Source organism: Providencia sp. PROV_01 (assembly GCF_053098325.1).
The window spans coordinates 2,950,929-2,975,582 of the sequence record NZ_JBRFKD010000002.1; the positions used below are offsets into that span (position 1 = coordinate 2,950,929).

The following is a 24,654-nucleotide window of genomic DNA, read 5'->3' on the forward strand; positions in this document are numbered from 1 at the left end:
AGGCTATAGCATAAACCATTATTGCTATAGCCTACCTGACTGTTTATGCCGCTATTTATCTTTCAAGCACGAAACACGGTTATTACTTTGCATGCCTATTTACTCTGTTTTTGCTGCGTCAGCCAATTCTTCTGCTTGTTGTAATAATCTTTCTTGTTCTTTTTGATTTAAAACACGCTCAACAGTATCAACAATCGCCTGAGTTTGTGGATCTATCTCAATATTTATTTTATCACCCAAACGTTTTTTACCTAATGTTGTTCTCTCTAATGTTTCAGGAATGAGATGCACACAAAAACGATTATTGATCACGTCACCGACAGTTAAACTAATACCATCAATCGCTACAAATCCTTTATGTAAAATGTATTTCATTAATGGTTTATCATGAATTGACAACCAAATTTGATGGTTATCTTCAGATGTGAAGATTTTACTAATTTCAGCGGTTGTCATAATATGACCAGAAACAACATGCCCACCTATTTCGTCACCGTATTTTGCGGCACGTTCGATATTAACAACATCACCTTCTTGCAATTCCCCCAAATTAGTTAATCTCAGGGTTTCTTTAATTAGATCAAAACTGACTCTTTCGCCATCAATTTTTGTTACCGTCAAACAACAACCATTATGCGCAACGGAGGCCCCTGTTTCTAAACCTTTCAGCAATTCTGGGGTAAACTTCATTACATGAGTTCTAAAGTTGGCTCTTTCTGTAATTTCAATAATAGGAGCAGTCGCTTGAACAATGCCTGTAAACATAATGATTCTCAGTGTAGTGGATTAATAGACTCAGTTTACATCAGAATTTTTAGAGATCTATCCTATTTGAGTGGTAAACAACACGATAATAAACCTTATATTCAGTAATATATTAGGCTTGAAAATGCTCTTTTATAGTTTGTTACCATATCATTATTGGAATCTATTTAGAAACGGGATAGAATGAGCGGTTTTTAATAATCAATGAGTTTTAAGTAACTCACTTATTTTTCTAATTTTTTTCCTCTTACTTGCTTTTATTACAAAGGTGTATGCGTGCAGAAATATTTTACAGAAGCGCGTAGCTTGTTGGCACTTGGTATTCCTATCGTTTTAGCTCAATTTTCACAAACTGCGATGGGGTTTGTGGATACAGTTATGGCTGGAAGCGTTAGTGAAATTGAGATGTCCGCAGTTGCAGTTGGTTTTTCCATCTGGCTGCCAGCTATTCTTTTTGGCCAAGGGATTTTAATGGCATTAACCCCAATCGTTGCACAAATGAATGGGTCAGGTCGTCGTAACTTAATTGGTGACCAAATTCAGCAGGGCCTGTGGTTAGCGCTACTTTTAGCCTTAGGTATTATGTGCCTTCTTTATAATAGTCAGCTAATTATTAGTAATATGCCCCATATTGATAAAGAATTGGCGGATAAATCTGTCCGTTTTTTACATGCTATTATGTGGGGTGCGCCAGGCTACTTATTTTATCAAGTATATCGTAGCCAATGTGAAGGGCTTTCAAAAACCAAGCCGGGGATGGTGATTGGTTTTCTCGGCTTAATGATTAATATTCCCATTAACTATATCTTTATCTATGGTCACTTTGGTGCCCCCGCTTTAGGTGGTGTTGGTTGCGGTGTCGCCACCGCATCAGTGTATTGGGCTATGTGTCTGATGATGAGATGGTATGTGAAACGTGCTACTGCGCAGCGTGATATTCGCCCTACACTCTCTTTCACATCGCCAAATCCATTAATCTTGAAGCGAATTATTGTGTTAGGTACACCAATTGGTCTGGCACTTTTCTTTGAAGTCACTTTATTTGCTGTCGTTGCACTGCTAGTCGCTCCATTAGGTGTTGTCGCAGTAGCTGGTCACCAAGTTGCGTTGAATTTCAGCTCTGTGATGTTTATGTTCCCATTATCATTAGGAATAGCTGCAACCATTCGCGTAGGTTACAACTTGGGACAGAAATCAACTGAAGCGGCTAAAGTTTCATCTTATACTGGCATTGCTGTTGGCTTAATGGTCGCTTGTTTTACCGCGGTTCTCACAGCCGTCTTCCGTGAGCCGATTGCAATGATGTATAACAAAAACCCCGAGGTGGTTGTTTTAGCTAGTAGTTTAATGCTATACGCCGCTATTTATCAGTTGTCAGACTCTGTGCAAGTTATTGGTGCGGGCATTTTACGTGGCTATAAAGATACGCGTTCTATTTTCTTTATTACCTTCACTGCATATTGGTTACTTGGCTTACCTTCCGGCTATATCTTAGCGTTAACTGATATCATTGCACCGGCGATGGGGCCTAAAGGCTTCTGGATTGGCTTTATTATTGGTTTGAGTGCGGCTGCAATAGGAATGGCGACACGAATTATGTGGATCCATAAGCAGACAGAGGATGTTGTTTTACTTCGTTCAGCGCGCTAATCGACGGTTTTTTAAGCTTTTTATTATGGGAGAAGATGTATTTCGCACCAGATAGTTTTAAATACGAGCAAACTATCACGAAAATACATTTTCCCCTTGCCAGATGAACTTCATAACGTTAATATTCATCCCCGTTGTCACCTAGATAACTTTTAGATGCGTCCGTAGCTCAGTTGGTTAGAGCACCACCTTGACATGGTGGGGGTCGGTAGTTCGAGTCTACTCGGACGCACCATTTCTAGTGAACACAATGTTAATTTTCAGCGCGTCCGTAGCTCAGTTGGTTAGAGCACCACCTTGACATGGTGGGGGTCGGTAGTTCGAGTCTACTCGGACGCACCATTTCAAATTAACACAAATCAAGTCTCTCAGTGCGTCCGTAGCTCAGTTGGTTAGAGCACCACCTTGACATGGTGGGGGTCGGTAGTTCGAGTCTACTCGGACGCACCATTTAATTTATCTTCCTACCCCACTAAAATTTCTCTTGATTGTCTATTATTATTCCCTTATTTTGTTGCGCAACAAATTAACAGCCTAATATCAACTGAATTTTTGATCTGAACGCCTTCTTCTTTTAATTTAATAAAATTTGATTTGTCTCACAGTTTTTTGTTGTCTATAATACTCACATTGGCTGAAAGGTTTCAACAGTAATAAATCAATACGTTAGCTTTAATTGAATTTGTCATCTACACTATAATAAGAATCAAAATGTGACAAATTTAAGTGTAAAAATGCATTAAACACCAGACTGTCGCCTATTCTTATAAATGAGTTGCGCAACAAAATTTACCCTGCGCACGACTTATTAAATGTACTAAGCATCGGCGGCAATACCGATTTCCTTTATAACATTAGATAGACTGCCATGAAAAAAACCAAAATTGTTTGTACTATCGGTCCAAAAACCGAATCAGAAGAAAAACTGACCCAACTCCTTGATGCAGGCATGAACGTCATGCGTCTCAATTTCTCTCACGGTGACTACGAAGAACACGGTCAACGTATCAAAAACCTTCGCGCTGTTTGTGCAAAAACAGGTAAACAAGCTGCTATTTTGCTAGATACTAAAGGGCCTGAAATCCGCACCATGAAATTGGAAGGTGGTAACGACGTTTCTCTCGTTGCTGGCCAAACTTTTACATTTACTACCGATACCTCTGTGGTAGGTAATAAAGATAAAGTTGCGGTGACCTATGCGGGTTTAACTTCAGATTTGAAAGTTGGCAATACCGTATTAGTTGATGATGGCTTAATTGGTATGAAAGTGACTAATGTCACTGCAACTGAAGTTGTTTGTGAAGTTTTAAATAACGGTGACCTCGGTGAGAAAAAAGGGGTTAACCTGCCAGGCGTTTCAATTGGCCTTCCAGCATTAGCAGAAAAAGATAAAGAAGACTTAGTCTTTGGTTGCCAGCAAGGTGTTGATTTTGTTGCTGCTTCATTTATTCGTAAGCGCTCAGATGTTGAAGAAATTCGAGCTCACCTGAAAAAACACGGTGGCGAGAACATCCAAATTATTTCTAAAATTGAAAACCAAGAAGGTTTAAATAACTTTGATGAGATTTTAGAAGCCTCTGACGGCATCATGGTCGCTCGTGGTGATTTAGGCGTTGAAATCCCAGTTGAAGAAGTTATTTTTGCACAAAAAATGATGATTGAAAAATGTGTTGCAGCACGCAAAGTCGTGATCACAGCAACCCAGATGCTTGATTCAATGATCAAAAACCCACGCCCTACTCGCGCGGAAGCGGGTGACGTTGCCAATGCTATTTTAGATGGCACTGATGCGGTTATGTTGTCTGGTGAAAGTGCTAAAGGTAAATACCCGGTAGAAGCTGTTACCATTATGGCAACTATCTGTGAACGTACAGACCGTGTAATGCAAACTCGCATCGATAACCAAAAACCAAGCCAACGCCTACGTGTCACTGAGGCTGTATGTCGTGGTGCGGTGGAAATGTCTGAAAAATTAGATGTCCCATTAATCGTTGTTGCAACTTATGGCGGTAAATCGGCTAAGTCTGTCCGTAAGTATTTCCCTACTGCACCAATCTTAGCGTTAACTACCAATGAAGAAACTGCACGCCAGTTACTGTTAGTTAAAGGTGTGATCCCAATGATAGTTGGTGGTTTTACTTCTACAGATGACTTTTATCGTGAAGGTAAACGCGCAGCTCTAGAAAGTGGTTTAGCTGTTTCTGGTGATGCGGTTGTAATGGTCTCTGGCGCATTAGTACAAAGCGGAACAACCAATACATCTTCAGTTCACGTACTTTAATTAGTCTTTAATTGTCTTCTAAAAGGCCGATAGTGATTATTTTAGCTATCGGCCTTTTTATTTAGATTTAACATTTAGTGCTGCCTTGATGTAACTATCCCTTTATTTACTTTTCTCTAGTAAATATCTTATTGCATTTTAAGTGTAATATCATAAACCCCACTTAAATTGGTCAAATAACAACCTTCATTGATCTTAATTTAAATTTTTCTTCTTTTTCCTAGTACTAAATATAAAGTATTTCTAGCAAAACTTCATATTTAGTACTAGCATAAGACATAGTAAGTGCCATACCCTAATTTTCATTAGGTTGTTTTAAAGGGATATAGCAAGCTTTAAGATAACAAGCTTAGCTCTATTGTTTGGTGACTTGCTTTTTTATATTTTCAAGATAAATCAATCTAGAGGGTAAAATAATGATTCGTACTAAAATTGTACTGGGCTCTATCGTATTAGCTTCAGCATTACTAGCGGGTTGTTCTAACAGCACTGAAGTGCAAAAACTCTCTTCAGATGTGCAAACTCTGAATGGTAAAGTTGATCAACTGAGCAACGACGTTCAGTCTCTGCGCTCTGACGTACAGACAGCTCAAGAAGAAGCAGCACGTGCTAACCAACGTCTGGATAACCAAGTTCGTACTTACAAAAAATAAGTTCGATTTGGCGATAATCTAGTCTTAAAGATCCTTCTTTGAAGCTAGTAGCATTTATGAGGGCCTATGAAAATAGGCCCTTATTATTTGGTCAGGGTTATTGAGTTACAACAGAAGAGCGGTATTTCGCAGGTAGCAAGGCCCCAACTTTACCGTCATAGATGGGTTCTGGCTGTGAAATCGAGAATGGCTCAATAGGTACTAAACCTTGGTGTTGTGTTTCATCTTCAGGGATACCATTACTCTGATCATTATTTACACGCACAGGCATACCAGAACGCCTTGCTAGCTCTTTTTCCACTAAAGCCTTATCAATCCCTTCATTTTCTAGAAAACGCTTGAAATCGTCAGACAGCTTGATTGGCATGGTTTGTGGGTCATCACCGCTTGTTCGTGACAATGGCTGATGCACCTCAATGTAATAACTGCCATCAGTTTCTTTGGAGTATTTGACAGGCTGATCAATAACTTGGACACGAGTTCCTTTTGGTACTGTTTTAAATAATGCTTCGATATCATCAGGACGTAAACGAATACAACCGGAGCTCACTCGCATACCAATACCAAAATCCGCATTAGTGCCGTGTATCAGATATTCACCACGCCCATACGCTAGGCGTAATGCATACAAGCCCATTGGATTTTCAGGCCCTGCTGGAACGACGGCTGGAAGAGTTATACCTTCTTTAGCGTAATTTTTACGGATATTCGCCGTTGGTGTCCATGTAGGATCTTTAATTGACTGACTTACTGAAGTCACCATTTCAGGTGTGTCGCGACCTAACTGGCCGATACCGATAGGATAAACAATCACTTCCTCACTGTTCGCAGGGTAATAATATAAACGCAGCTCCGCCAGGTTAATCACAATTCCCGTTCTTGGTGTTGATGGTAACAACATTTGTGCTGGAATGATGAGTTCTTTACCCGCTTCAGGAAGGTACGGGTCTGTTCCTGGGTTTGCTTCAAGCATACCGAGTAGACCGATTTGGTGCTCACTTGCAATGGCCTCCAATGGTCGCCCATCATTGGGGACGATATACGTGTAATTTTCCCCGATAAGACGAGTGTTACTGTCAGGTAATGGATATTCTTTTGCTTGAGCTGGAGCCAATAAGGCGCTCATGACAAATAAACTTGCCACCGTCAAAACTCTTTTCATACCTACTCCAAGGAAAATAGTGTTCTTACAATAATTCAATGATTATTGTTCATAATAGCAACTATCCTTCATATCTTTAATACTAATTAAATATTTTTATTAAGTATTAATAAGGTAGTAGTCTTTTTATGATAGCCAAATACAATCACTTTAATGGACTGGTCGAATAAAAATAATAACCAAGAAGTAAAATAAGTAAGGGAGCATAACGCTCCCTCGGTAGGATCATACTAATTGTGCCGCACGCGATAAAATTGTACGGATCATCGCATTTAAACCTTGAGTTCGCGAAGGTGTTAAATGTTGCTCCAATGCAAGTTGTTCAAAAAATGACTTCACATCGAGTGCGAGTATTTGTTGCGCCGTTTTGCCTTGAAAAAGGATAATCACAATAGCAACTAACCCTTTAACGATTGCAGCATCGCTATCACCTGCAAACGTAATTGTCCCGTCTGCTTGTTTTTGCATATCAATCCACACTTGGCTTTGGCACCCTGCGATTAAATTATTATCGCTTCTTTGTACCTCTGAGAGTTCAGGTAAACGTCCCCCTAGCTCTATCATATAGAGATAGCGTTCCTCCCAGTCCTGACAACGGGAGAAATTACGTAATAACTTATTTTCATCGGGTAATGCGGGCATGCTCAGTTCCTTTACCATATATTTCTTATGTGCTTAGCCTAACAATTTTTTAATGCGCTGTAACGCATTGTATAAAGAATCGATTTCTTCTTTCGTGGTGTATATCCCCACAGAAGCACGGCACATAGCAGGAACGTGATAATGTTCCATTAATGGTAAAGCACAGTGATGGCCAGTACGGATAGCAATACCATATCTATCTAGAAAAGAACCCACATCATAGGCATGGTGCTGGCCTAAATTAAACGCCAAAACGCCTTCCCGTTGGTCATTGCCATATAATATAACTGATGGTATTTCTTGCAATTTCTTAGAAGCATATGCCATTACTTCAGCTTCATGAGCAAATACATCAGGTAAATTAAGTGCGTTTAAATAATCGAATGCCGCCCCTAACCCAATAATTGCGCTAACGTTCGGTGTTCCTGCTTCAAAGCGCCATGGCGCATCAGCAAAAGTGATCCCTTTGGTCAGGCTGACTTGACGGATCATTGCCCCACCGCCCTCCCATGGTGGCATCATATCCAAAATAGCTTTTTTGCCATAAAGGATACCAATACCTGTCGGGCCATATAACTTATGCCCTGAAAACACATAGAAATCACAGTCTAAGGCTTGCACATCAACCTGCTGATGCATTGCACCTTGCGCGCCATCGACCAATATCGCGATCTCTCCACCTTTTGAAGCCGCAATCGCTCGAGCTTGTTTAATGATATCCTGTACGGGATTAACTGTTCCCAATACATTAGAGATATGTGTAAAGCTCAATAATCGCGTACGTGAATCAATGACATCATTTAATACATCTAATTGCAGTCTACCATCGTCAGAAATTGGGATAATTCGAATTTCAAAGCCAATTTCCTCAGCTAACATATACCAAGGTACAATATTCGCATGGTGCTCCATTTCAGTGATGACAATATTGTCCCCTTCATGGAAATACTTTCGACCAAAACTATTTGCAACAAGGTTAATACCTTCCGTTGTGCCTTTAACAAACACGATTTCTTCATTTGAAGCTGCGTGAATGAAAGCGGCGGCTTTTTGACGAACCTCCTCCATCATTGTCGTCGCATTTGCACTGAGAGTATGTATACCGCGGTGAACCGCGGCATACTGATGTAACGTAAACTCACTTTCTATTTCAATAACTTGCAAAGGCTTTTGTGCACTTGCGGCGCTATCTAAATAAACCAGCGGATGATTATTGACTGACTGTGATAAGGCAGGAAAATCCTGCCTTACTGAAGCGACATTGAATAGCATGGATATTAAACCTCCGCTAAGCGCTGGCGGATGTTTGCCATCACAGCGTGTTTTAACTCTTCCGATTCAATAGATTCCGTAAGTTCCGCAGCAAATGCGATAATAATCATATGTTTTGCTGCCTTACCCTCAATTCCTCTTGAGCGCAGATAAAACAGTTGTTCGTCATCAATACGACCGACCGTTGCACCGTGACCACACTTTACGTCATCTGCATAAATTTCAAGCTGAGGTTTAGTATCAATTTCTGCTTTTTCACCTAACAACAATGTGTTGTTAGTCATTTGACCATCTGTTTTTAATGCGTTGGGTGCGACTTTGATCATGCCATTAAAGACAGCTTTACTGCTATCCATCGCAATCACTTTATGTAATTGACGGCTATTGCAGTAACCTTTATTGTGCTCTAAATACGTACGAGTATCAGCAATTTCATTGCCTTTAGGCAGCAGTATACTGTTGAGTTCAAACTCAGTATTTTCACCGTCAAGGCGAGCACTTGTATGGTTTCGTGTTAATAATGCGCCAAGTAAAAAACTGGTACTTTTCACACGGCTATCGCGCCCAATAACAATATCATTGTGAGCAAAATGCTGAGCTTGGCCATTTTCAACATTTAACTTAAAGTGACTAAAGTCTGCGTTATCACCGACTTCAACTGTTAAACGACTACCAGTCATGTGCCTTTGCTCATTCAAACTAACATAATGCTCAATAACTTGGGCTTTACTGTTTGCATCCAAGGTTAAATGGTACCGATACTGGCTAATATTGGTGGTCTGTTTATCGTCGCTACCCGTTGAAATATTGAGCAGGTACAATGGCTTTTCTGCTATTTTATTTGCTGCAAGATGGACGACTAACGGTTGTACAGCCAAGCTTTCGGTTAAATGCAAAAAAATCTCGCTATTTACAGGCGAAGGAAGCAAGTCTTGGTTATCAAGCAAAGCCACTTGGAATGGCCCCATATCAATAGAGCTCAATGCAGAGCTATAACGCCCATCAATTAAAACAAGGCGATATGCATCAATTGGCAGAGCCAGTGCTTCGCAGTCTTGTGCTACAACATCACCATCACTAAAACGATACTGAGTCTCAAGTACAGTATTTAGTGGAGTATAGTGCCAATCTTCATGGCGAAACACAGGTAAACCAACTTGTTTTGCTATTTCCCAATGGGTTTTAGCATGTTGAGAATTCGCACCATGTCGTAGTTCAAATAATTCAGAAAAACGTGACATTGCTTGCTCGTTAAGCTTCGCAACTTCCGCACGTTTTTGTGCTCTTTCACTGTTGGTCAATAAGCCAGCCATAACCCTGCTCCTCCAGTTTTTTCGCTAAACTGAAATCACCTGATTTGATGATTTTCCCTTGATATAACACGTGGACAAAGTCAGGCTTCACATAATCTAAAATACGCTGATAGTGGGTTACGATGATAAAAGAACGCTCAGGCGAACGTAATGAATTCACGCCATTAGCCACAATTTTCAACGCGTCAATATCTAAACCAGAGTCAGTTTCATCGAGAATACACAATTGAGGCTCTAGAGCTGCCATCTGCAAGATATCATTACGTTTTTTCTCACCACCGGAGAAACCTACGTTGACAGAACGTGCAAGTAAATCTTCTGGCATTTCTAATAATTTGATTTTGTCTTCAATAAAATCTTGAAAATCGAAACGATCTAATGCTTCTTGCTGACGATATTCTCTAACCGCATTGACTGCCGTTTGTAAGAAAAATTGGTTACTGACCCCTGGAATTTCAACAGGGTATTGGAATGCAAGGAAAACACCTTCCCCTGCACGCTCTTCTGGATCTAGTGCAAATAGGTCTTTACCTTTAAACGTCACTTCACCGCTATCAATTTCATACTCTTCGCGGCCAGCAAGTGTGGCGGATAATGTACTTTTACCAGAGCCATTTGGCCCCATAATGGCGTGAACTTCCCCTGGTTTTACCTCCAGAGATAACCCTTTTAAAATCTCATTACCTTCTACACTCACGTGTAAATCTTTAACACTTAACATATTTACATGCCTTTAGCGCTTTAGCGCAAATAAACTCGATTAGGATCAGCCAACGCTGTGCTCTAAGCTGATCGCCAGTAATTTTTGTGCTTCTACGGCAAATTCTAATGGAAGCTCCGAGAACACATCTTTGCAGAAACCATTTACAATCATTGAAATTGCATCGTCTTCGCTGATACCACGTTGTAAACAGTAAAATAACTGGTCTTCCCCAATACGTGAGGTTGTCGCTTCATGTTCAAGTTGTGCCGTATTATTCTTAACTTCCACATATGGGAATGTATGTGCACCACATTGGGTGCCAATTAACATAGAGTCACATTGGGTAAAGTTACGAGCGTTATGTGCACTCGGTAGAATTTTCACTAAACCGCGATAACTGTTTTGGCTTTTACCTGCAGAAATACCCTTAGAAATGATCGTTGAACGGGTATTTTTCCCGATATGGATCATTTTCGTTCCTGTATCCGCTTGTTGATTGCCGTTCGTTAATGCAACGGAGTAAAATTCACCGACAGAGTTGTCTCCTTTAAGGATAACGCTTGGGTATTTCCATGTGATGGCAGAGCCAGTTTCTGACTGTGTCCATGACATTTTTGAATTATCACCTTCACACAATGCACGCTTAGTCACAAAGTTTAGGATCCCACCGGCTTCGCTATCTCCACCGGAGAACCAGTTTTGGACAGTCGAATATTTAACTTCGGCATCTTTATGAATAATAACTTCAACAACCGCCGCATGGAGCTGATAACTATCACGAACAGGTGCAGAACACCCTTCGATATAGCTCACATAGCTACCTTCATCAGCAATTAAAATCGTGCGCTCAAACTGGCCGGTTTTGGCTGCGTTGATCCTAAAATACGTTGATAGCTCCATTGGGCAGTGTACGCCTTTTGGTACATACACAAAGGTACCATCTGAAGCCACTGCCGCATTTAATGCAGCAAAAAAGTTATCATGGCTCGAAACGACTGACCCGAGATATTTCTGTACCAGTTCAGGGTATTCTTGAATAGCCTCACTAAACGAACAAAAAATAACACCATGTTTCGCTAAGTCATCACGGTAAGTTGTAGATACTGAGACCGAGTCAAAAATGGCGTCAACCGCAACGGCCTTCCCTTCACGTACAGGAACGCCTAATTGGTTAAAGGCTTCTTCAACTTCAGCCGTTAAATAATTATTGGTTTCCGCCACACCTGTGCCTTGTGTAGCACCAGATTGCGAACCACAGGTATCATCACATGAGCCACAAGATGGCGCAGAGTAATAGCTATAGTCTTGGTAATCGAGATTTGGGTAATTTGCTTTAAGCCAATGAGGTTCTTCCATGCCTTTCCAGTGATTAAAGGCATCAAGACGGAATTGGAGCATCCACTCAGGCTCATTACGTTTAGCTGAAATTGCACGAATAACATCTTCGTTAATGCCTTTCGCCATTTCATCCGTTGCGACTTCGGTAAAGAAGCCTTCTTTATAACGCTGGTCATCAAGCCAGCTTTGAACATCATCGCCAACTTCTACATTGCTCTGTGACATAATCTGACTTCACATGTTAAACGCCGAAGCTTTCACCACACCCACAGGCATGTTGGGCTTTCGGGTTATTAAATTTGAAAATTTGATTCAGCCCTTCTTGGACAAAATCAACGACTGTGCCATCAATAAATGGCATTGCTTCTTTTGGCACATAAAGGTGTGCGCCATCGAGTTCAAATAACAGGTGTTGGTCTGTTGGGTTTTCGATCATTTCAAACACATAACCGAAACCTGCGCAGCCAGACTGTTTTACGCCGAGTGAAAGCCCTTTTGTATTTGGGTTTTGCACCATCAATTTTTTGATTTGTTTTGCAGCGCTTTGTGTCAGGCTAACTCCCTGCCAATTGTTTTCATCAAATGAAAATGTCTCTACACCGTCAGTCATATTGACCCCACATTTCTTATGGCTTTTCAGCCTGTTATCAGGAGATTAACTCTGCCTACCCTATGGTAATGATTAGCTAATTGACTTCAACCATTTGTTTTAAGAGGTTATAGCTATTATAGCTCTTTTTTTGTTCATTTTCAGATTATAAAACAAACAAAATTACAAAAAAACAAGCTTAACCCATTGATAAACAATAAATAAGTAGAGTTGTGTTTTTTATTTAAATTTGTACTAAATAATACACTTAATGACACAAATTAATAAAGGTGCATTTATTATACAACTTAATTAACTTGATAAAAAATGAATTTATAGAAAGAATGGGCATAAAACCATACAAAATAAAGGGTTTTATCGGGTTTTCTGACCTTTCCTTAGCCAAAAAACCCTGCAATTAAAATGGTTATTATTCAAATAATACGGCGGTTGTCAGGCGAGAAGTACAACACAATTTGCCTTGCTCATTGAAAACCTCAATATTCCATACCTGCTGACGGCGCCCTAAATAGATAGGTTTACAAATACCCTTAACAACCCCTGAGCGAGCAGCACGAACATGATTGGCATTGATTTCCAACCCGACCACCTTTTGTTCTCCTTCCGAGCACATATAACCCGCAATTGAACCTAAGGATTCAGCTAATACAACAGAAGCACCGCCATGCAATAACCCAAAAGGCTGTTTGGTGCGATGATCAACAGGCATTATCCCCTCTAAATAATCATCGCCAATTGCCGTGATTTCAATACCGAGATGCCCTAACATGCAGGTTTTTGACATTTCAGCGAGTTGCTGCAAATTAAATTGACGTTTCCAAATCATTAAACTATCTCCAGCAGCGCTTGAATCGGATGTTTTATCGATACATTTTCCATGCGTTTAACTTGGCTACGACAGGAATAACCTGAACTTAAACAACGTTCTTTTGGCAAAGAAGACATCGCCTCCTTCCACGATAAGTTATATATTCCTTTTGAATTTTCAAGATTGGCCACTTCGTGCCCATAAGTCCCAGCCATGCCACAACAGCCAACACTAACATTATTTAATGTTTGCCCAAAGCGTGCAAATAACACCGCCCATTGATTCGCACTATTAGGTAAAGCCGTTGATTCAGTACAATGACCGAAAAAATACCACGGCTGGGTCGATGTGGTTTGCACATTGTGTGGTTCAGGCAATGTCATTAACCATTCATGCGCTAACATCACCGTAAATTGGCAGTGGTCTTTGCCTAAAATTTCATGATATTCATCGCGATAACAAAGTACTAGTGCGGGGTCAACACCGACCATTGGCAACTGCAATCTTGCCACTCGATTTAAAAAATCTGCCGTCTTACGAGCCGTTTTAGCAAACTTCGCTAAAAAGCCTTTGATGTGTTGTGCTTTTCCATTCGGCGAGAACGGTAGCAACACAGGCTTAAGACCTAATTTCTCAATTAAATGGACAAAATCTGCCACCACTTTGGCATCGTAATAACTAGTGAAAGGGTCTTGAACCACCAGCACATGTTTTTCACGTTGTGAATCCGTCATACTTTCAAGTTGTTCAAGCGTGACAGAAACCGCTGCATGACCTGAAAGTTCTTGTTTTAATGTTGGTTGAGAGAACAACGGCAAATCCACCATACCGATAGTATGTTGACTCAGTTTTTGCACCACCGGTTGACGCAAAAAGAAATTAAATACGCCGGGCACTTTGGAAAATAAAGGTGCACTCGCTTCAACATTTGCAACAATATAATCGCGAATAGGACGCAAATAACGCCCATGATACAACGCTAAAAACTTAGCTCTAAATGATGGGACATCAATTTTAATTGGGCATTGCGTTGAGCAGGCTTTACAGGCAAGACATCCTGCCATTGAGGCTTTCACTTCATGAGAGAAGTCATAATCACCTTGTTTAGCGCGCCAAGTGTTACGTGTTTTTTCTATCAGCCCACGCAATGACGATTGGTCTTGTGTAATGCCCTTTTCAAGGTGTTCTGGTGTAACACCTTGTTCAGCTAATAGCCTTAGCCACTCACGAACAAGTGTCGCACGGCCTTTTGGAGAATGAATTCGTTGACCACTCACCTTCATGGATGGACACATCGGGCTCTTCACATCAAAATTAAAACACAGCCCATTACCATTACACTCCATTGCACCACGGAATTCTTGGCGCATTTGGACTGGTATCTGTCGGTCATACGTTCCTCGTTTGATGCCATCAACCTGCTTCATCGGTGCATCCAACCCCGCAGGTGGGCAAATTTTCCCCGGATTTAAGCGGTTATCGGGGTCAAATGCCGCTTTGATATTGCGCAACTCACCGTATAGCTCATCACCAAAAAATTCAGGACTATATTGTGCACGAAAACCTTTCCCATGTTCCCCCCACAACAACCCACCGTATTTAGCAGTTAATGCAACAATTTCATCAGAAATTTGTTTCATCAATACTTCTTGTTGTGGATCGCACATATCCAGCGCTGGACGAACATGTAATACTCCTGCATCCACATGACCAAACATGCCATAATTTAAGTTATGACTGTCTAATAACGCACGAAATTCCACTATATAATCAGCAAGATGCTCAGGAGGAACGCAGGTATCTTCAACAAATGGAATTGGCTTCGCCGCACCTTTACTGTTACCCAACAGCCCCACGGCTTTTTTACGCATGTTATAAATACGCGTAATATCTTCAAGATCATGGCAAGTTTGATAGCCAATCACCCCAGCTTGATTATTCGCCATTAATTCATCTAAGCGTTGGCACAAGCTTTCAGTCAATTGATTGATTTCATCTTCATCATCGCCGCTAAATTCAACGATGTTTAACCCTAACATTTCTTTGTTTGGCACATCCGTAATTAAGGCTTTAACAGAATGCCAAACGATGTCTTCTTTCGCTAGGTTAAGCACTTTTGAATCCACAGTTTCAACTGATAGCGCTTTGGCTTGCACCATAAAGGGGGCATTACGCAGTGCAGACTCAAATGAGTCATATTTCACATTCACTAAACGACGTACTTTAGGAAGTGGCGTAATATCCAATGTTGCTTCAGTGATAAAAGCAAGAGAGCCTTCTGAGCCAGTGAGAATGCGCGTAAGGTCAAATTCAGTTAACTCATCATTAAACACATGACGTAAATCATACCCTGTCAGGAAACGATTTAATTTGGGAAATTTTTCTTCAATTAGAGAACGTTGCTCTAAGCAGCGCTCTAACACTGTTTTATAAATACGCCCCACTGTAGAATCTTCTGACGCAATCGTTTGGGCGAGTTCGATAGGCATAGCACGTGTATCTAAGCATTCTCCCCCTAAAACCATGGCTTTAACGCCTAACACGTGATCAGAGGTTTTACCATAGACTAATGAGCCTTGGCCTGATGCGTCAGTGTTGATCATTCCACCTAGCGTTGCTCGGTTACTGGTAGATAGCTCCGGTGAAAAGAAATAGCCATAAGGCTTGAGATATTGATTTAATTGGTCCTTGATGACCCCTGCTTCAACCTTAACCCAACCTTGCTCTGGGTTTATTTCTAAAATTCGATTCATATAACGGGACATATCCACAACAATCCCTTCGGTTAAGGATTGCCCATTAGTTCCCGTTCCCCCTCCCCGAGGGGTAAAGCTAAGCTCACGAAATTTCGCTTGCCCCGCAAGCCGAGTGATTATTTGTACATCTGCACTCGAACGCGGAAACACAACCGCTTGGGGTAATAGTTGGTAAATACTATTATCTGTCGCCATGGATAAACGCTCAGCATAGCTGGTGCCGTTATCCCCAGTAAAACCGTGTTCTTGTAGCTCATGCAAGAACTCAATAACTAAATGACTAAGATGAGGAGCTTCTGATATACGCGGGATCATTATTAACGATGACTCTTGTTGTTTAGTGTTCGCATTACTCGTTATGTACTATCTTTATTTTAAGTTGCACAATAGTGTCTGAGGTCTATGATGAGTTATCTTCACAGCCTGTAAAGACAGCACAGCCGCTGATGACATTGTCATCATGAACCATATCACAATATTGTTTTTTTTAACCGTGAAAAATAATTACGTTATTTTCACCTAAAAATTTGCTAGACACGCAGAATTTTCATTTGCAAAGGATCAATCATTAATGGAAAAATCTCAAAAACGCTTGGATCTTCCCAAACTTATTTTCGGCCTATTATCCATCGTTTTAATGATAGCAGCCTGTTTTTGGGTACTTAATCCATTTATTCTTGGCTTTGTATGGGCGGGAATGATGGTAATTGCAACTTGGCCACTATTATTAAGACTCGAAGCTCGCTTATGGCGCAAGCGCTGGTTAGCTGCATTAGTGATGGTTCTTCTTATATTACTATTATTCGTTATCCCATTAGGTATCCTAATTGGCAGTATTATTGAAAATAGTACTCCACTTATTGATTTAGCTAAATCACCATCAAGCCTAACGCTGCCTGATTTAGAATGGCTAAATACTATCCCGATGGTAGGTGAAAAAATTTACTATGCATGGCATAGCTTAGTTGCCAGTGGGGGTAATGCTTTACTTGCCAAAATTCAACCCTACTTTGGCCAAGCCGCAGGTTGGTTTGCCACACAAGCTATTAGTGCAGGAAGATTTGTTTTTCACTTGATGTTAATGCTGCTGTTTAGTGGTTTACTCTATCTTAAAGGCGAATCAGTCATGGTTGGTATCCGCCACTTTGCTGTGCGTCTTGCAGGGATCCGTGGAGATGCAGCTGTCGTATTAGCCGCACAATCTATTCGAGCCGTTGCGTTAGGTGTTGTTGTGACTGCACTCATTCAAGCCATTGTCGGTGGCATTGGCCTCGCTCTTTCTGGTATCGGTTACGCAGCAATCTTGACTGTTCTATTGTTTATTTGCTGTGTGGCTCAATTAGGGCCTTTATTAATCATGATCCCCTCCGTGTTATGGCTATTTTGGACAGGTGATACGACCTGGGGGATCATCTTGGCTATTTGGGCTGCCGTTGTCGCTACTATGGATGGCGTTCTTCGCCCATGGTTAATTAAAATGGGCGCAGACTTACCCATGGTTCTAATCCTTGTTGGTGTTATTGGGGGAATTTTATCATTTGGTATGATTGGTTTGTTTATCGGCCCGGTTGTATTAGCAGTTTCTTACAGCTTATTAAAAGCTTGGATGAACGAAGTCGCTGTTCCGAATGAAGACTTAACAGAAACTGAAAAGTTTCTAGAGGAAGAGTTTTCGATTAAAAAGTAGTATACCGCCAATTAGTCGCAGGTATGTTTAAGCTATACATGCTTGCGAACTTAATAAATCTAGTTCCATTAATATTTAGAAACAATATTTAACATTCTAACGTTAGTATTTAGTCTAATTTATGTTAACATAAATCTATTGAATTAATTCTCTTTAAGTAACAATGAGTAATATTAATATTGAGAGTGTTCTTAATGATTGTATAATATGAATAGTTTAATATTCAATTATTGAATCATATGGATCTAAGAAGCCGCGCCCTTCCCCCTTTAGGCGTTGCTTTATTAACTGAATTGCTGTGTGTAGTCTTTGCCTGTCAGCCCATGATAGGCTTTTTTTTTATCTTTATTTAATATGAATACTATTCATGTCATAATCAGAACATCACTTTATAATTATTGATTAACATCAATTTTTGTCATTATTATCCGTTATAATACTCCTTTGGCGTTATATAATTAATTAACTTACGTTACTCTTATTTAGCATAACTTGCCTGTTAAATTTAATACGCATAATAAGGGTAATTATATTTAGCTTATTGTTTGTTTATGCCTAAAAAGCATTACACAACCACTTATTCAAAACTATTTAATATCAAACTACCTATTATAGAAGTTATCAATTTCTATAATAGGTAGCTTTGATTAAGTAAACACAAAGGCTGAATGCTATTCACATTCAGCCTTGATAATTAAAAAACTAAATAGTTATTGATTTTCAGCTATCGTTAGCCATGTTTGCACAACGGTGTCAGGGTTTAAAGATAAACTATCAATACCTTCATCAACCAACCATTGAGCGAAATCTTGATGGTCGGATGGCCCTTGCCCACAAATGCCTACATATTTATTTTGGCGTTTTGCAGCCTGTATTGCCATGGATAACATCGCTTTCACGGCATCATTTCGTTCATCGAATAATTCAGAAACAACACCCGAGTCCCTATCAAGACCTAATGTTAACTGAGTCATATCATTCGAACCGATAGAGAAACCGTCAAAATGTTCGAGGAATTGATCAGCCAGTAAAGCATTTGATGGGATTTCGCACATCATAATAACTTTTAAGCCATTTTCACCACGTTTCAAATCATGTTTAGCCAATTCTGCAACTACGGCTTCCGCCTGTGCAACCGTGCGAACGAATGGGATCATGATTTCAACATTTGTTAGGCCCATGGTATTACGAACACGTTTAACCGCTTCACATTCCAATGCAAAACAGGCACGGAAGCTATCAGACACATAGCGCCCTGCACCACGGAAACCTAACATTGGGTTTTCTTCTTCAGGTTCATAAATATCCCCACCGACTAAGTTGGCATATTCGTTTGACTTGAAGTCAGATAAACGGACAATAACGCGTTTTGGCCAGAAGGCTGCGGCTAAAGTCGAAATTCCTTCGGTTAATTTACCGACATAAAATTCAATCGGGTCATCATAACCTGCCATCATTTGGCGAATTTCTGCTTGTAGCTCAGGAGATTGCTTATCAAATTCCAGCAACGCTCTTGGGTGAACACCAATCATACGATTGATGATAAATTCAAGCCTAGCTAAGCCCACGCCTTCATTAGGTAAACAAGCAAAATCAAATGCACGGTCAGGGTTACCGACGTTCATCATAATTTTGACATCTAGACTTGGCATATCACTCACTTCAGAGCTGTGAATTTCAAATGCAAGTTTACCTTCATATACAAAGCCTGTATCGCCTTCAGAACAAGAGACAGTAACCTCTTGGCCTTCTTGCAAACGGTCAGTCGCATCACCGCAACCGACAACGGCTGGAATACCTAACTCACGAGCGATAATCGCAGCATGGCAGGTGCGTCCACCACGATTGGTAACAATCGCAGCCGCTTTTTTCATGATTGGCTCCCAATCAGGGTCGGTCATATCGGTAACGAGTACATCCCCCGCCTGAATTCTATCCATTTCACTCAAGTTATGAATAACTTTAACCGCCCCTGAGCCAATACGATGACCAATTGCACGCCCTTCAACTAAAACTTGTCCTTGTTGTTTTAATTGGTAACGCTCCATCACTTGTTGATTAGAACGAACGGTTTCTGGCCTTGCTTGAACAATATACAAACGCCCATTATGACCATCTTTTGCCCACTCGATATCCATTGGGCGACCGTAGTGTTTTTCAATCTGTAAAGCTTGACGTGCAAGTTCTTCAACTTCGTGATCAGCCAAAGAGAAACGATTGCGTAGAGCCTCTGGCACATCTTCGATTTGTACTTGTTTACCGTGCTCTTTACTATTGGCATACACCATTTGTAATTTTTTTGAGCCCAGTGTACGACGTACAATCGCAGGGCGGTTGCTGGTTAACGTTGGTTTATGGACATAATACTCGTCAGGGTTCACGGCGCCTTGTACCACCATTTCACCTAAACCATACGCAGAAGTGATAAATACAACTTGGTCGAAACCTGATTCAGTATCAATCGTAAACATGACACCCGACGAGGCTAAATCTGAACGTACCATGCGTTGAACACCCGCAGAAAGTGCTACACCGCGGTGGTCATAACCTTGGTGAACGCGATATGAAATCGCACGGTCATTAAATAATGAAGCAAAAACGTGTTTAATCGCAACTAAGACTGCGTCTATCCCTTGAACGTTAAGGAATGTTTCCTGTTGCCCTGCAAACGAAGCGTCAGGCATATCCTCAGCCGTTGCCGATGAACGGACAGCAAATGAGGCTTCCGCTTCACCTTCTGACAGTTGCGCGAATGCATCACGAATATCTTGTTCCAACTCCTTCGTCAGCGGTGTATCAATCACCCATTGACGGATCTGAGCACCTGCTACAGCCAGTTGGTTCACATCATCAATATCCGTTTCATCTAGCAGGTTATAAATGCGCTGATTTACACCGCTCTGCTCCAGAAAATCATTAAACGCCTGTGCGGTTGTCGCGAAACCGTTAGGTACGGATACTCCCAGATCAGATAAGTTAGTGATCATTTCACCGAGAGAAGCATTTTTGCCCCCAACACGGTCAACATCATTCATCCCTAATTGGTTATACCAAAGTACATTACACGGAGTGAGGCCATTTGTGGACATTGAAAGCGATCCTTTTATAGCAATTTAGTGACAGAGTACAAATCGTAAAAAATCTCGTTGGCGAAAATTCGCCTCGTGAAATAGACTAGCACAGACGCTAAGAGAAGATGGACTGGTGAATCGTTCCATCACTGAAGAAAACTTTTTTGTTCTAAAAATCGTTCAAAAAATGGCTATAGTTCCCCCTATAAACTAATTTTTAAACTTTAAACAAAGATAATATCTCCCAATATCCAGTGATAAATACAATAAGAGACAAATAATGATGACCGAATTAGGAGCAATGAATAATATGGCAAGCCAAGTTCAACGCACTGTTTTTTTTATTTCAGATGGAACAGCGATCACCGCTGAAACTTTGGGGCATGCCGTACTTTCTCAATTTCCGCTGTCATTTATTTCTTATACTCTGCCGTTTGTCACAAGCGAAGCTCGCGCGCAGGAAATTAAACAAAAAATTGATATTATCTTCCAAGAAACGCAATTGCGCCCTTTGGTGTTCTATTCGATTATCTCCCCCGAAGTAAAGCAAATCATCACTCAAAGTGCCGGGTTCTGCCAAGATATCGTTCAGAGCTTAGTCGCCCCGATTCAAAAAGAAGTCGGCCTAGAACCTGAACCCAAACTTAACCGAACCCATGGTTTATCTATGCAGAATATGAATCAATATGATGCACGTATCGCTGCCATTGAATATACACTGGCTCACGACGATGGGATTTCGTTACGAAACCTGGATCAAGCCCAAGTGATACTGATAGGGGTTTCACGTTGTGGCAAAACACCAACAAGTCTCTATTTAGCGATGCAATTTGGTATCCAAGCTGCAAACTATCCATTTACGGCTGACGATATGGATAACTTACAGTTACCTGCCGCATTACGCCCATATACGCATAAATTGTTCGGTTTAACTATCAGCCCTGAACGGTTAGCTGCCATCCGTGAAGAGCGCCGTGAAAATAGCCGCTATGCTTCCATAAGGCAATGTCGTATTGAGATAGCTGAAGTTGAAGCTTTATTTAGACAAAATAAAATCAATTACTTAAATACAACTAACTACTCTGTTGAAGAAATTTCCGCAAAAGTGATTGATACCATGGGCTTACAAAGACGAATCTTTTAATGAATACAAATAAAAAAAATATTCATTCCAGCTAAGTTGGAGGTTGAAATTACGCCACATTCGTTTATTGTGATCTTAATCACTTATAGGGCATACGCCTATTAAAGTTCTTTGAGAAAGAAAATGCACAAAACTGATGAATTACGTACTGCGAGAGTGGATAGCTTAATTACCCCACAAACTCTCGCTGATGAGTTTCCTATTTCCCAAAAAGTCGCTGAAAACGTGACAGCGTCACGCAAACGCATAGAACAAATATTATCCGGTCAAGACCCGCGTTTACTGGTTATTGTTGGCCCTTGTTCGATTCATGACATCGATGCGGCTATTGAATACGCTAAAAAATTAAACGCATTAAGAGAGCATCATCAAGACCGTTTAGAAATCGTCATGCGAACTTACTTTGAGAAACCACGTACTGTCGTGGGTTGGAAAGGGTTAATTTCTGACCCAAACCTTGATAATTCTTGCCAAGTTAATACCGGTATCCGGTTAGCTCGTAAATTATTAATTGAAGTTAACCAATTAGGGTTAGCCACGGCAACCGAATTCCTTGATATGGTCACCGGGCAATATATTGCAGATCTGATTAGTTGGGGAGCAATAGGTGCTCGCACAACAGAAAGCCAAATTCACCGTGAAATGGCATCCGCATTGTCTTGTCCTGTTGGTTTCAAAAATGGCACAGACGGTAATATTAATATTGCCATTGATGCAATAAGAGCTGCAAAGGCACAGCATATGTTTTTATCACCAGATAAAAACGGGCAAATGACCATTTACCAAACTAGTGGTAATCCACATGGTCATATCATTATGCGTGGGGGTAAACAACCTAATTACACTGCCGGTGACTTAGCCGCAGCTTGTGACAAACTACGTAAATTTGAATTACCAGAGCATTTAGTGGTCGATTTCAGCCATGGTAATTGCCAAAAAATTCACCGTCGACAACTCGAAGTTGCTCGAGATATCGCTGAACAAATAAAAGATGGTTCTACCTCTATCAGTGGTGTAATGGCAGAAAGCTTCTTGGTTGAAGGCACGCAAAAAGTGGTTTCTGACCAACCTTTGGTTTATGGTCAATCAATTACCGACCCATGCCTTGGCTGGGAAGATACCGAGCAACTTATTGAAATTCTTGCTCAAGCTGTTGAATCACGCTTTAAATAAACCCAATAATTCCAAAATTCTTCTATTACAAGCCCTTTAGTTTCGTTTACTAAAGGGCTTCTTTATATTTAAATCAGAAATAATTATTATTTAAATATAATTAAAACGATATAATACTCTAATTAATCAAAAAAAAATAGAATTTTAATCCAAAAAAGTCTTGACCCACCCCACGCTAACGATAATAATTCTCACTACGAACTAATTTATGCGTTCGGTTTCCTGTAGCCCAGCCCGACTATCCGCTACAACATTACAGTGCTAAATAGTTCTAACAAATAAATACGCTACGCGAACACTTATTGCATGCCACCCAGAGATTTTATCCAGGCAGCCAGCAAATTTTGAAACCAAAGGAAAGGATTTCCTATGCTGTTTAAATCGATGCCTACATCAACTCATCAAGAACATAAAATACCACTCTCCGCTATTGCAGCTACCATTATAATGACAGGGTTTAACAACACAGCCTTAGCTGAAAATTTATTACCCGCAAAAGCAGTGTCAACAACGGATACCCGCGACATTATTCACGTTTCTACCTCACCTTATGACTTAGAAAAAATTGCTGTTGCAGAGAATGTTGAGGTTATTGATGCCCAAGCCCCCGAACAGCAAGCCGCCACATCCGCCCTTGATTTATTAAAAGGCCAACCTGGGGTGTTTGTCTCTGGTTCCAATAGTACTTATGGGCAAAGTATTCAAATGCGGGGCTATGATCCCCGAGGCGTAAAAGTAACCGTTGATAATATCACTCAGGACTTTAATTCAGGCCTATATGATGCAACATTTATTGACCCAACTTTAGTAAAAAAGGTGTATATCCATAAAGGTTCCTCTTCGGTACACCATGGCGGTGGCGCTTTGGCAGGTGTAGTCTCTTTCAAAACATTAAATGCTACTGATATTTTGAAACCCAATCAAAATCTAGGTGGCCGTATTTTCAGCGGTATAGATCACAATGAACATAGTTACTATGCAGGAGGAACACTATTCGGCCGTCTCAACACTCTTGATACATTAATCAGCTACAGTCAACGCAAGAAAAATTTGATTGGCTCACCTGATTTTGCACACATCGATAATCATGAAAATATTCATAATTGGATGCTAAAAACCACATGGACAGCGACTCCCTCTTACCTTTTAGCAATTCAGTTAAAAGATTATCGCAATGAAAGCTTAGGGGTGAAACAACCCAGTAAACCAACAACCAAAGAGCGTTATCCGAATACACCACATGAAAGAAACAGTCGCCAATTTGATGTCGCGATAAGCCAATACTTTACCCCTAAAAATAGCGTTAACTGGCAGGCTGAGTGGGATATTTACTATAGTGATTTATCTCTAGACCAAACTGACACGGTCAAGATCACCACAAAACCCAAAGAGTACGGTACAGAAAGGCGAAATCAATACACCTATGGAACTAAATTCGCCAATAGCTTCACCATTCCAATGTATCGCTGGGCAAATCATCATATCCAAAGTGGAGTTGAGTATTACGCACAACAACAAAAATCAAACCAATATGCGATTAGCTACCCGGCAGCGTCATTAACTAATACTTCAGGTTGGCTAGTCAATGACATGACATTACAACTCTTACCTATCACGTTCTCTGCG

18 protein-coding genes and 3 tRNA genes are annotated in these 24,654 nt (G+C 40.6%); 10 read left to right on the forward strand and 11 right to left on the reverse strand.

The annotated features are described in order from the left end of the window. Window positions 1-99: 99 nt before the first annotated feature. A complete protein-coding gene (locus tag ACU696_RS14335; RefSeq protein WP_004910425.1) occupies window positions 100-765 on the reverse strand; it encodes a riboflavin synthase in 666 nt (221 codons plus the stop codon). A 276-nt stretch (window positions 766-1,041) separates the two neighbouring features. Between ACU696_RS14335 and ACU696_RS14340 the strand changes: the two genes are divergently transcribed. The 6 genes from ACU696_RS14340 (at window position 1,042) to ACU696_RS14365 (ending at window position 5,349) form a co-directional block, all read left to right on the forward strand. Beyond that, window positions 1,042-2,415: an MATE family efflux transporter gene (locus ACU696_RS14340; RefSeq protein WP_004910423.1), complete on the forward strand. Its 1,374-nt coding sequence runs from the start codon at window positions 1,042-1,044 to the stop codon at window positions 2,413-2,415. A gap of 158 nt (window positions 2,416-2,573) precedes the next feature. Further along, a tRNA-Val gene (locus tag ACU696_RS14345) sits at window positions 2,574-2,650 on the forward strand. Between the two features lie 30 nt (window positions 2,651-2,680). Further along, window positions 2,681-2,757 (forward strand) — tRNA-Val (locus tag ACU696_RS14350). Window positions 2,758-2,788: 31 nt separating this feature from the next. Continuing rightward, window positions 2,789-2,865: transfer RNA gene (locus ACU696_RS14355), tRNA-Val, on the forward strand. A gap of 418 nt (window positions 2,866-3,283) precedes the next feature. Further along, a complete protein-coding gene (gene pykF, locus ACU696_RS14360; protein ID WP_004910422.1) occupies window positions 3,284-4,696 on the forward strand; it encodes a pyruvate kinase PykF in 1,413 nt (470 codons plus the stop codon). A 416-nt stretch (window positions 4,697-5,112) separates the two neighbouring features. Continuing rightward, entirely contained in the window at window positions 5,113-5,349 is a 237-nt protein-coding gene (locus tag ACU696_RS14365; protein WP_004263789.1) for a major outer membrane lipoprotein, read from the forward strand. 97 nt (window positions 5,350-5,446) lie between these two features. Here ACU696_RS14365 and ACU696_RS14370 read toward each other — a convergent pair whose 3' ends face one another. From ACU696_RS14370 to ydiJ, 9 genes are all read right to left on the reverse strand, one after another. Continuing rightward, window positions 5,447-6,511, reverse strand: coding sequence for a L,D-transpeptidase family protein (locus ACU696_RS14370; protein WP_004910418.1), 1,065 nt, complete (start codon window positions 6,509-6,511; stop codon window positions 5,447-5,449). 225 nt (window positions 6,512-6,736) lie between these two features. Then, window positions 6,737-7,153 (reverse strand): cysteine desulfuration protein SufE, encoded by a 417-nt coding sequence (gene sufE / locus ACU696_RS14375; RefSeq protein WP_004910417.1) that lies wholly within the window; start codon window positions 7,151-7,153, stop codon window positions 6,737-6,739. 33 nt (window positions 7,154-7,186) lie between these two features. Continuing rightward, on the reverse strand, window positions 7,187-8,425 hold the full coding sequence (sufS, locus tag ACU696_RS14380; RefSeq protein WP_209101399.1) for a cysteine desulfurase SufS: 1,239 nt from the start codon (window positions 8,423-8,425) through the stop codon (window positions 7,187-7,189). A gap of 5 nt (window positions 8,426-8,430) precedes the next feature. Further along, window positions 8,431-9,738 (reverse strand): Fe-S cluster assembly protein SufD, encoded by a 1,308-nt coding sequence (gene sufD, locus ACU696_RS14385; RefSeq protein WP_123382028.1) that lies wholly within the window; start codon window positions 9,736-9,738, stop codon window positions 8,431-8,433. Continuing rightward, the gene (sufC, locus tag ACU696_RS14390) at window positions 9,713-10,459 is read right to left on the reverse strand and encodes a Fe-S cluster assembly ATPase SufC (RefSeq protein WP_109911265.1); all 747 of its coding nucleotides are present in this window, start codon (window positions 10,457-10,459) and stop codon (window positions 9,713-9,715) included. The genes sufD and sufC overlap by 26 nt, the downstream gene beginning before the upstream one ends. Before the next feature lie 45 nt (window positions 10,460-10,504). Next, entirely contained in the window at window positions 10,505-12,004 is a 1,500-nt protein-coding gene (gene sufB, locus ACU696_RS14395; RefSeq protein ID WP_109911264.1) for a Fe-S cluster assembly protein SufB, read from the reverse strand. Between the two features lie 16 nt (window positions 12,005-12,020). Beyond that, window positions 12,021-12,389: a Fe-S cluster assembly scaffold SufA gene (sufA, locus tag ACU696_RS14400; protein WP_004910405.1), complete on the reverse strand. Its 369-nt coding sequence runs from the start codon at window positions 12,387-12,389 to the stop codon at window positions 12,021-12,023. A gap of 409 nt (window positions 12,390-12,798) precedes the next feature. Then, window positions 12,799-13,215 carry a hotdog fold thioesterase gene (locus ACU696_RS14405; RefSeq protein ID WP_109911263.1) on the reverse strand — a complete coding sequence of 139 codons (417 nt, stop codon included), beginning with the start codon at window positions 13,213-13,215 and terminating at the stop codon, window positions 12,799-12,801. Continuing rightward, a complete protein-coding gene (gene ydiJ / locus ACU696_RS14410; protein WP_196723492.1) occupies window positions 13,215-16,268 on the reverse strand; it encodes a D-2-hydroxyglutarate dehydrogenase YdiJ in 3,054 nt (1,017 codons plus the stop codon). Before ydiJ ends, ACU696_RS14405 begins: the two co-directional genes overlap by 1 nt. 256 nt (window positions 16,269-16,524) lie before the next feature. Here ydiJ and ydiK point away from each other — a divergent pair, with 256 nt between their 5' ends. Beyond that, window positions 16,525-17,640, forward strand: coding sequence for an AI-2E family transporter YdiK (gene ydiK / locus ACU696_RS14415; protein WP_109911261.1), 1,116 nt, complete (start codon window positions 16,525-16,527; stop codon window positions 17,638-17,640). 710 nt (window positions 17,641-18,350) lie between these two features. Here the strand turns inward: ydiK and ppsA are convergent. Next, window positions 18,351-20,729, reverse strand: a complete 2,379-nt coding sequence (gene ppsA / locus ACU696_RS14420) for a phosphoenolpyruvate synthase (RefSeq protein WP_109911260.1) — start codon at window positions 20,727-20,729, stop codon at window positions 18,351-18,353. 262 nt (window positions 20,730-20,991) lie between these two features. On the opposite strand from ppsA, the gene ppsR reads away from it, so the two are divergent. The 3 genes from ppsR to ACU696_RS14435 all read left to right on the forward strand — a co-directional run. Then, window positions 20,992-21,855 (forward strand): posphoenolpyruvate synthetase regulatory kinase/phosphorylase PpsR, encoded by an 864-nt coding sequence (gene ppsR / locus ACU696_RS14425; protein WP_110731880.1) that lies wholly within the window; start codon window positions 20,992-20,994, stop codon window positions 21,853-21,855. A gap of 123 nt (window positions 21,856-21,978) precedes the next feature. Next, window positions 21,979-23,028, forward strand: coding sequence for a 3-deoxy-7-phosphoheptulonate synthase (locus tag ACU696_RS14430; protein WP_196723491.1), 1,050 nt, complete (start codon window positions 21,979-21,981; stop codon window positions 23,026-23,028). A 369-nt stretch (window positions 23,029-23,397) separates the two neighbouring features. After that, on the forward strand, window positions 23,398-24,654 hold a 1,257-nt coding region (locus ACU696_RS14435; RefSeq protein ID WP_447343131.1), incomplete at its 3' end, for a TonB-dependent receptor plug domain-containing protein.

Coding starts and splice junctions, on each gene's coding strand:
- ACU696_RS14430 (WP_196723491.1), top strand. CDS start 21,979: ATGCACAAAACTGATGAATTACGTACTGCGAGAGTGGATAGCTTAATT.
- sufA (WP_004910405.1), bottom strand. CDS start 12,389: ATGACTGACGGTGTAGAGACATTTTCATTTGATGAAAACAATTGGCAG.
- sufC (WP_109911265.1), bottom strand. CDS start 10,459: ATGTTAAGTGTTAAAGATTTACACGTGAGTGTAGAAGGTAATGAGATT.
- pykF (WP_004910422.1), top strand. CDS start 3,284: ATGAAAAAAACCAAAATTGTTTGTACTATCGGTCCAAAAACCGAATCA.
- sufE (WP_004910417.1), bottom strand. CDS start 7,153: ATGCCCGCATTACCCGATGAAAATAAGTTATTACGTAATTTCTCCCGT.
- ACU696_RS14365 (WP_004263789.1), top strand. CDS start 5,113: ATGATTCGTACTAAAATTGTACTGGGCTCTATCGTATTAGCTTCAGCA.
- ydiJ (WP_196723492.1), bottom strand. CDS start 16,268: ATGATCCCGCGTATATCAGAAGCTCCTCATCTTAGTCATTTAGTTATT.
- ydiK (WP_109911261.1), top strand. CDS start 16,525: ATGGAAAAATCTCAAAAACGCTTGGATCTTCCCAAACTTATTTTCGGC.
- ACU696_RS14370 (WP_004910418.1), bottom strand. CDS start 6,511: ATGAAAAGAGTTTTGACGGTGGCAAGTTTATTTGTCATGAGCGCCTTA.
- ppsA (WP_109911260.1), bottom strand. CDS start 20,729: ATGTCCACAAATGGCCTCACTCCGTGTAATGTACTTTGGTATAACCAA.
- ACU696_RS14405 (WP_109911263.1), bottom strand. CDS start 13,215: ATGATTTGGAAACGTCAATTTAATTTGCAGCAACTCGCTGAAATGTCA.
- sufD (WP_123382028.1), bottom strand. CDS start 9,738: ATGGCTGGCTTATTGACCAACAGTGAAAGAGCACAAAAACGTGCGGAA.
- ppsR (WP_110731880.1), top strand. CDS start 20,992: ATGATGACCGAATTAGGAGCAATGAATAATATGGCAAGCCAAGTTCAA.
- ACU696_RS14335 (WP_004910425.1), bottom strand. CDS start 765: ATGTTTACAGGCATTGTTCAAGCGACTGCTCCTATTATTGAAATTACA.
- sufS (WP_209101399.1), bottom strand. CDS start 8,425: ATGCTATTCAATGTCGCTTCAGTAAGGCAGGATTTTCCTGCCTTATCA.
- sufB (WP_109911264.1), bottom strand. CDS start 12,004: ATGTCACAGAGCAATGTAGAAGTTGGCGATGATGTTCAAAGCTGGCTT.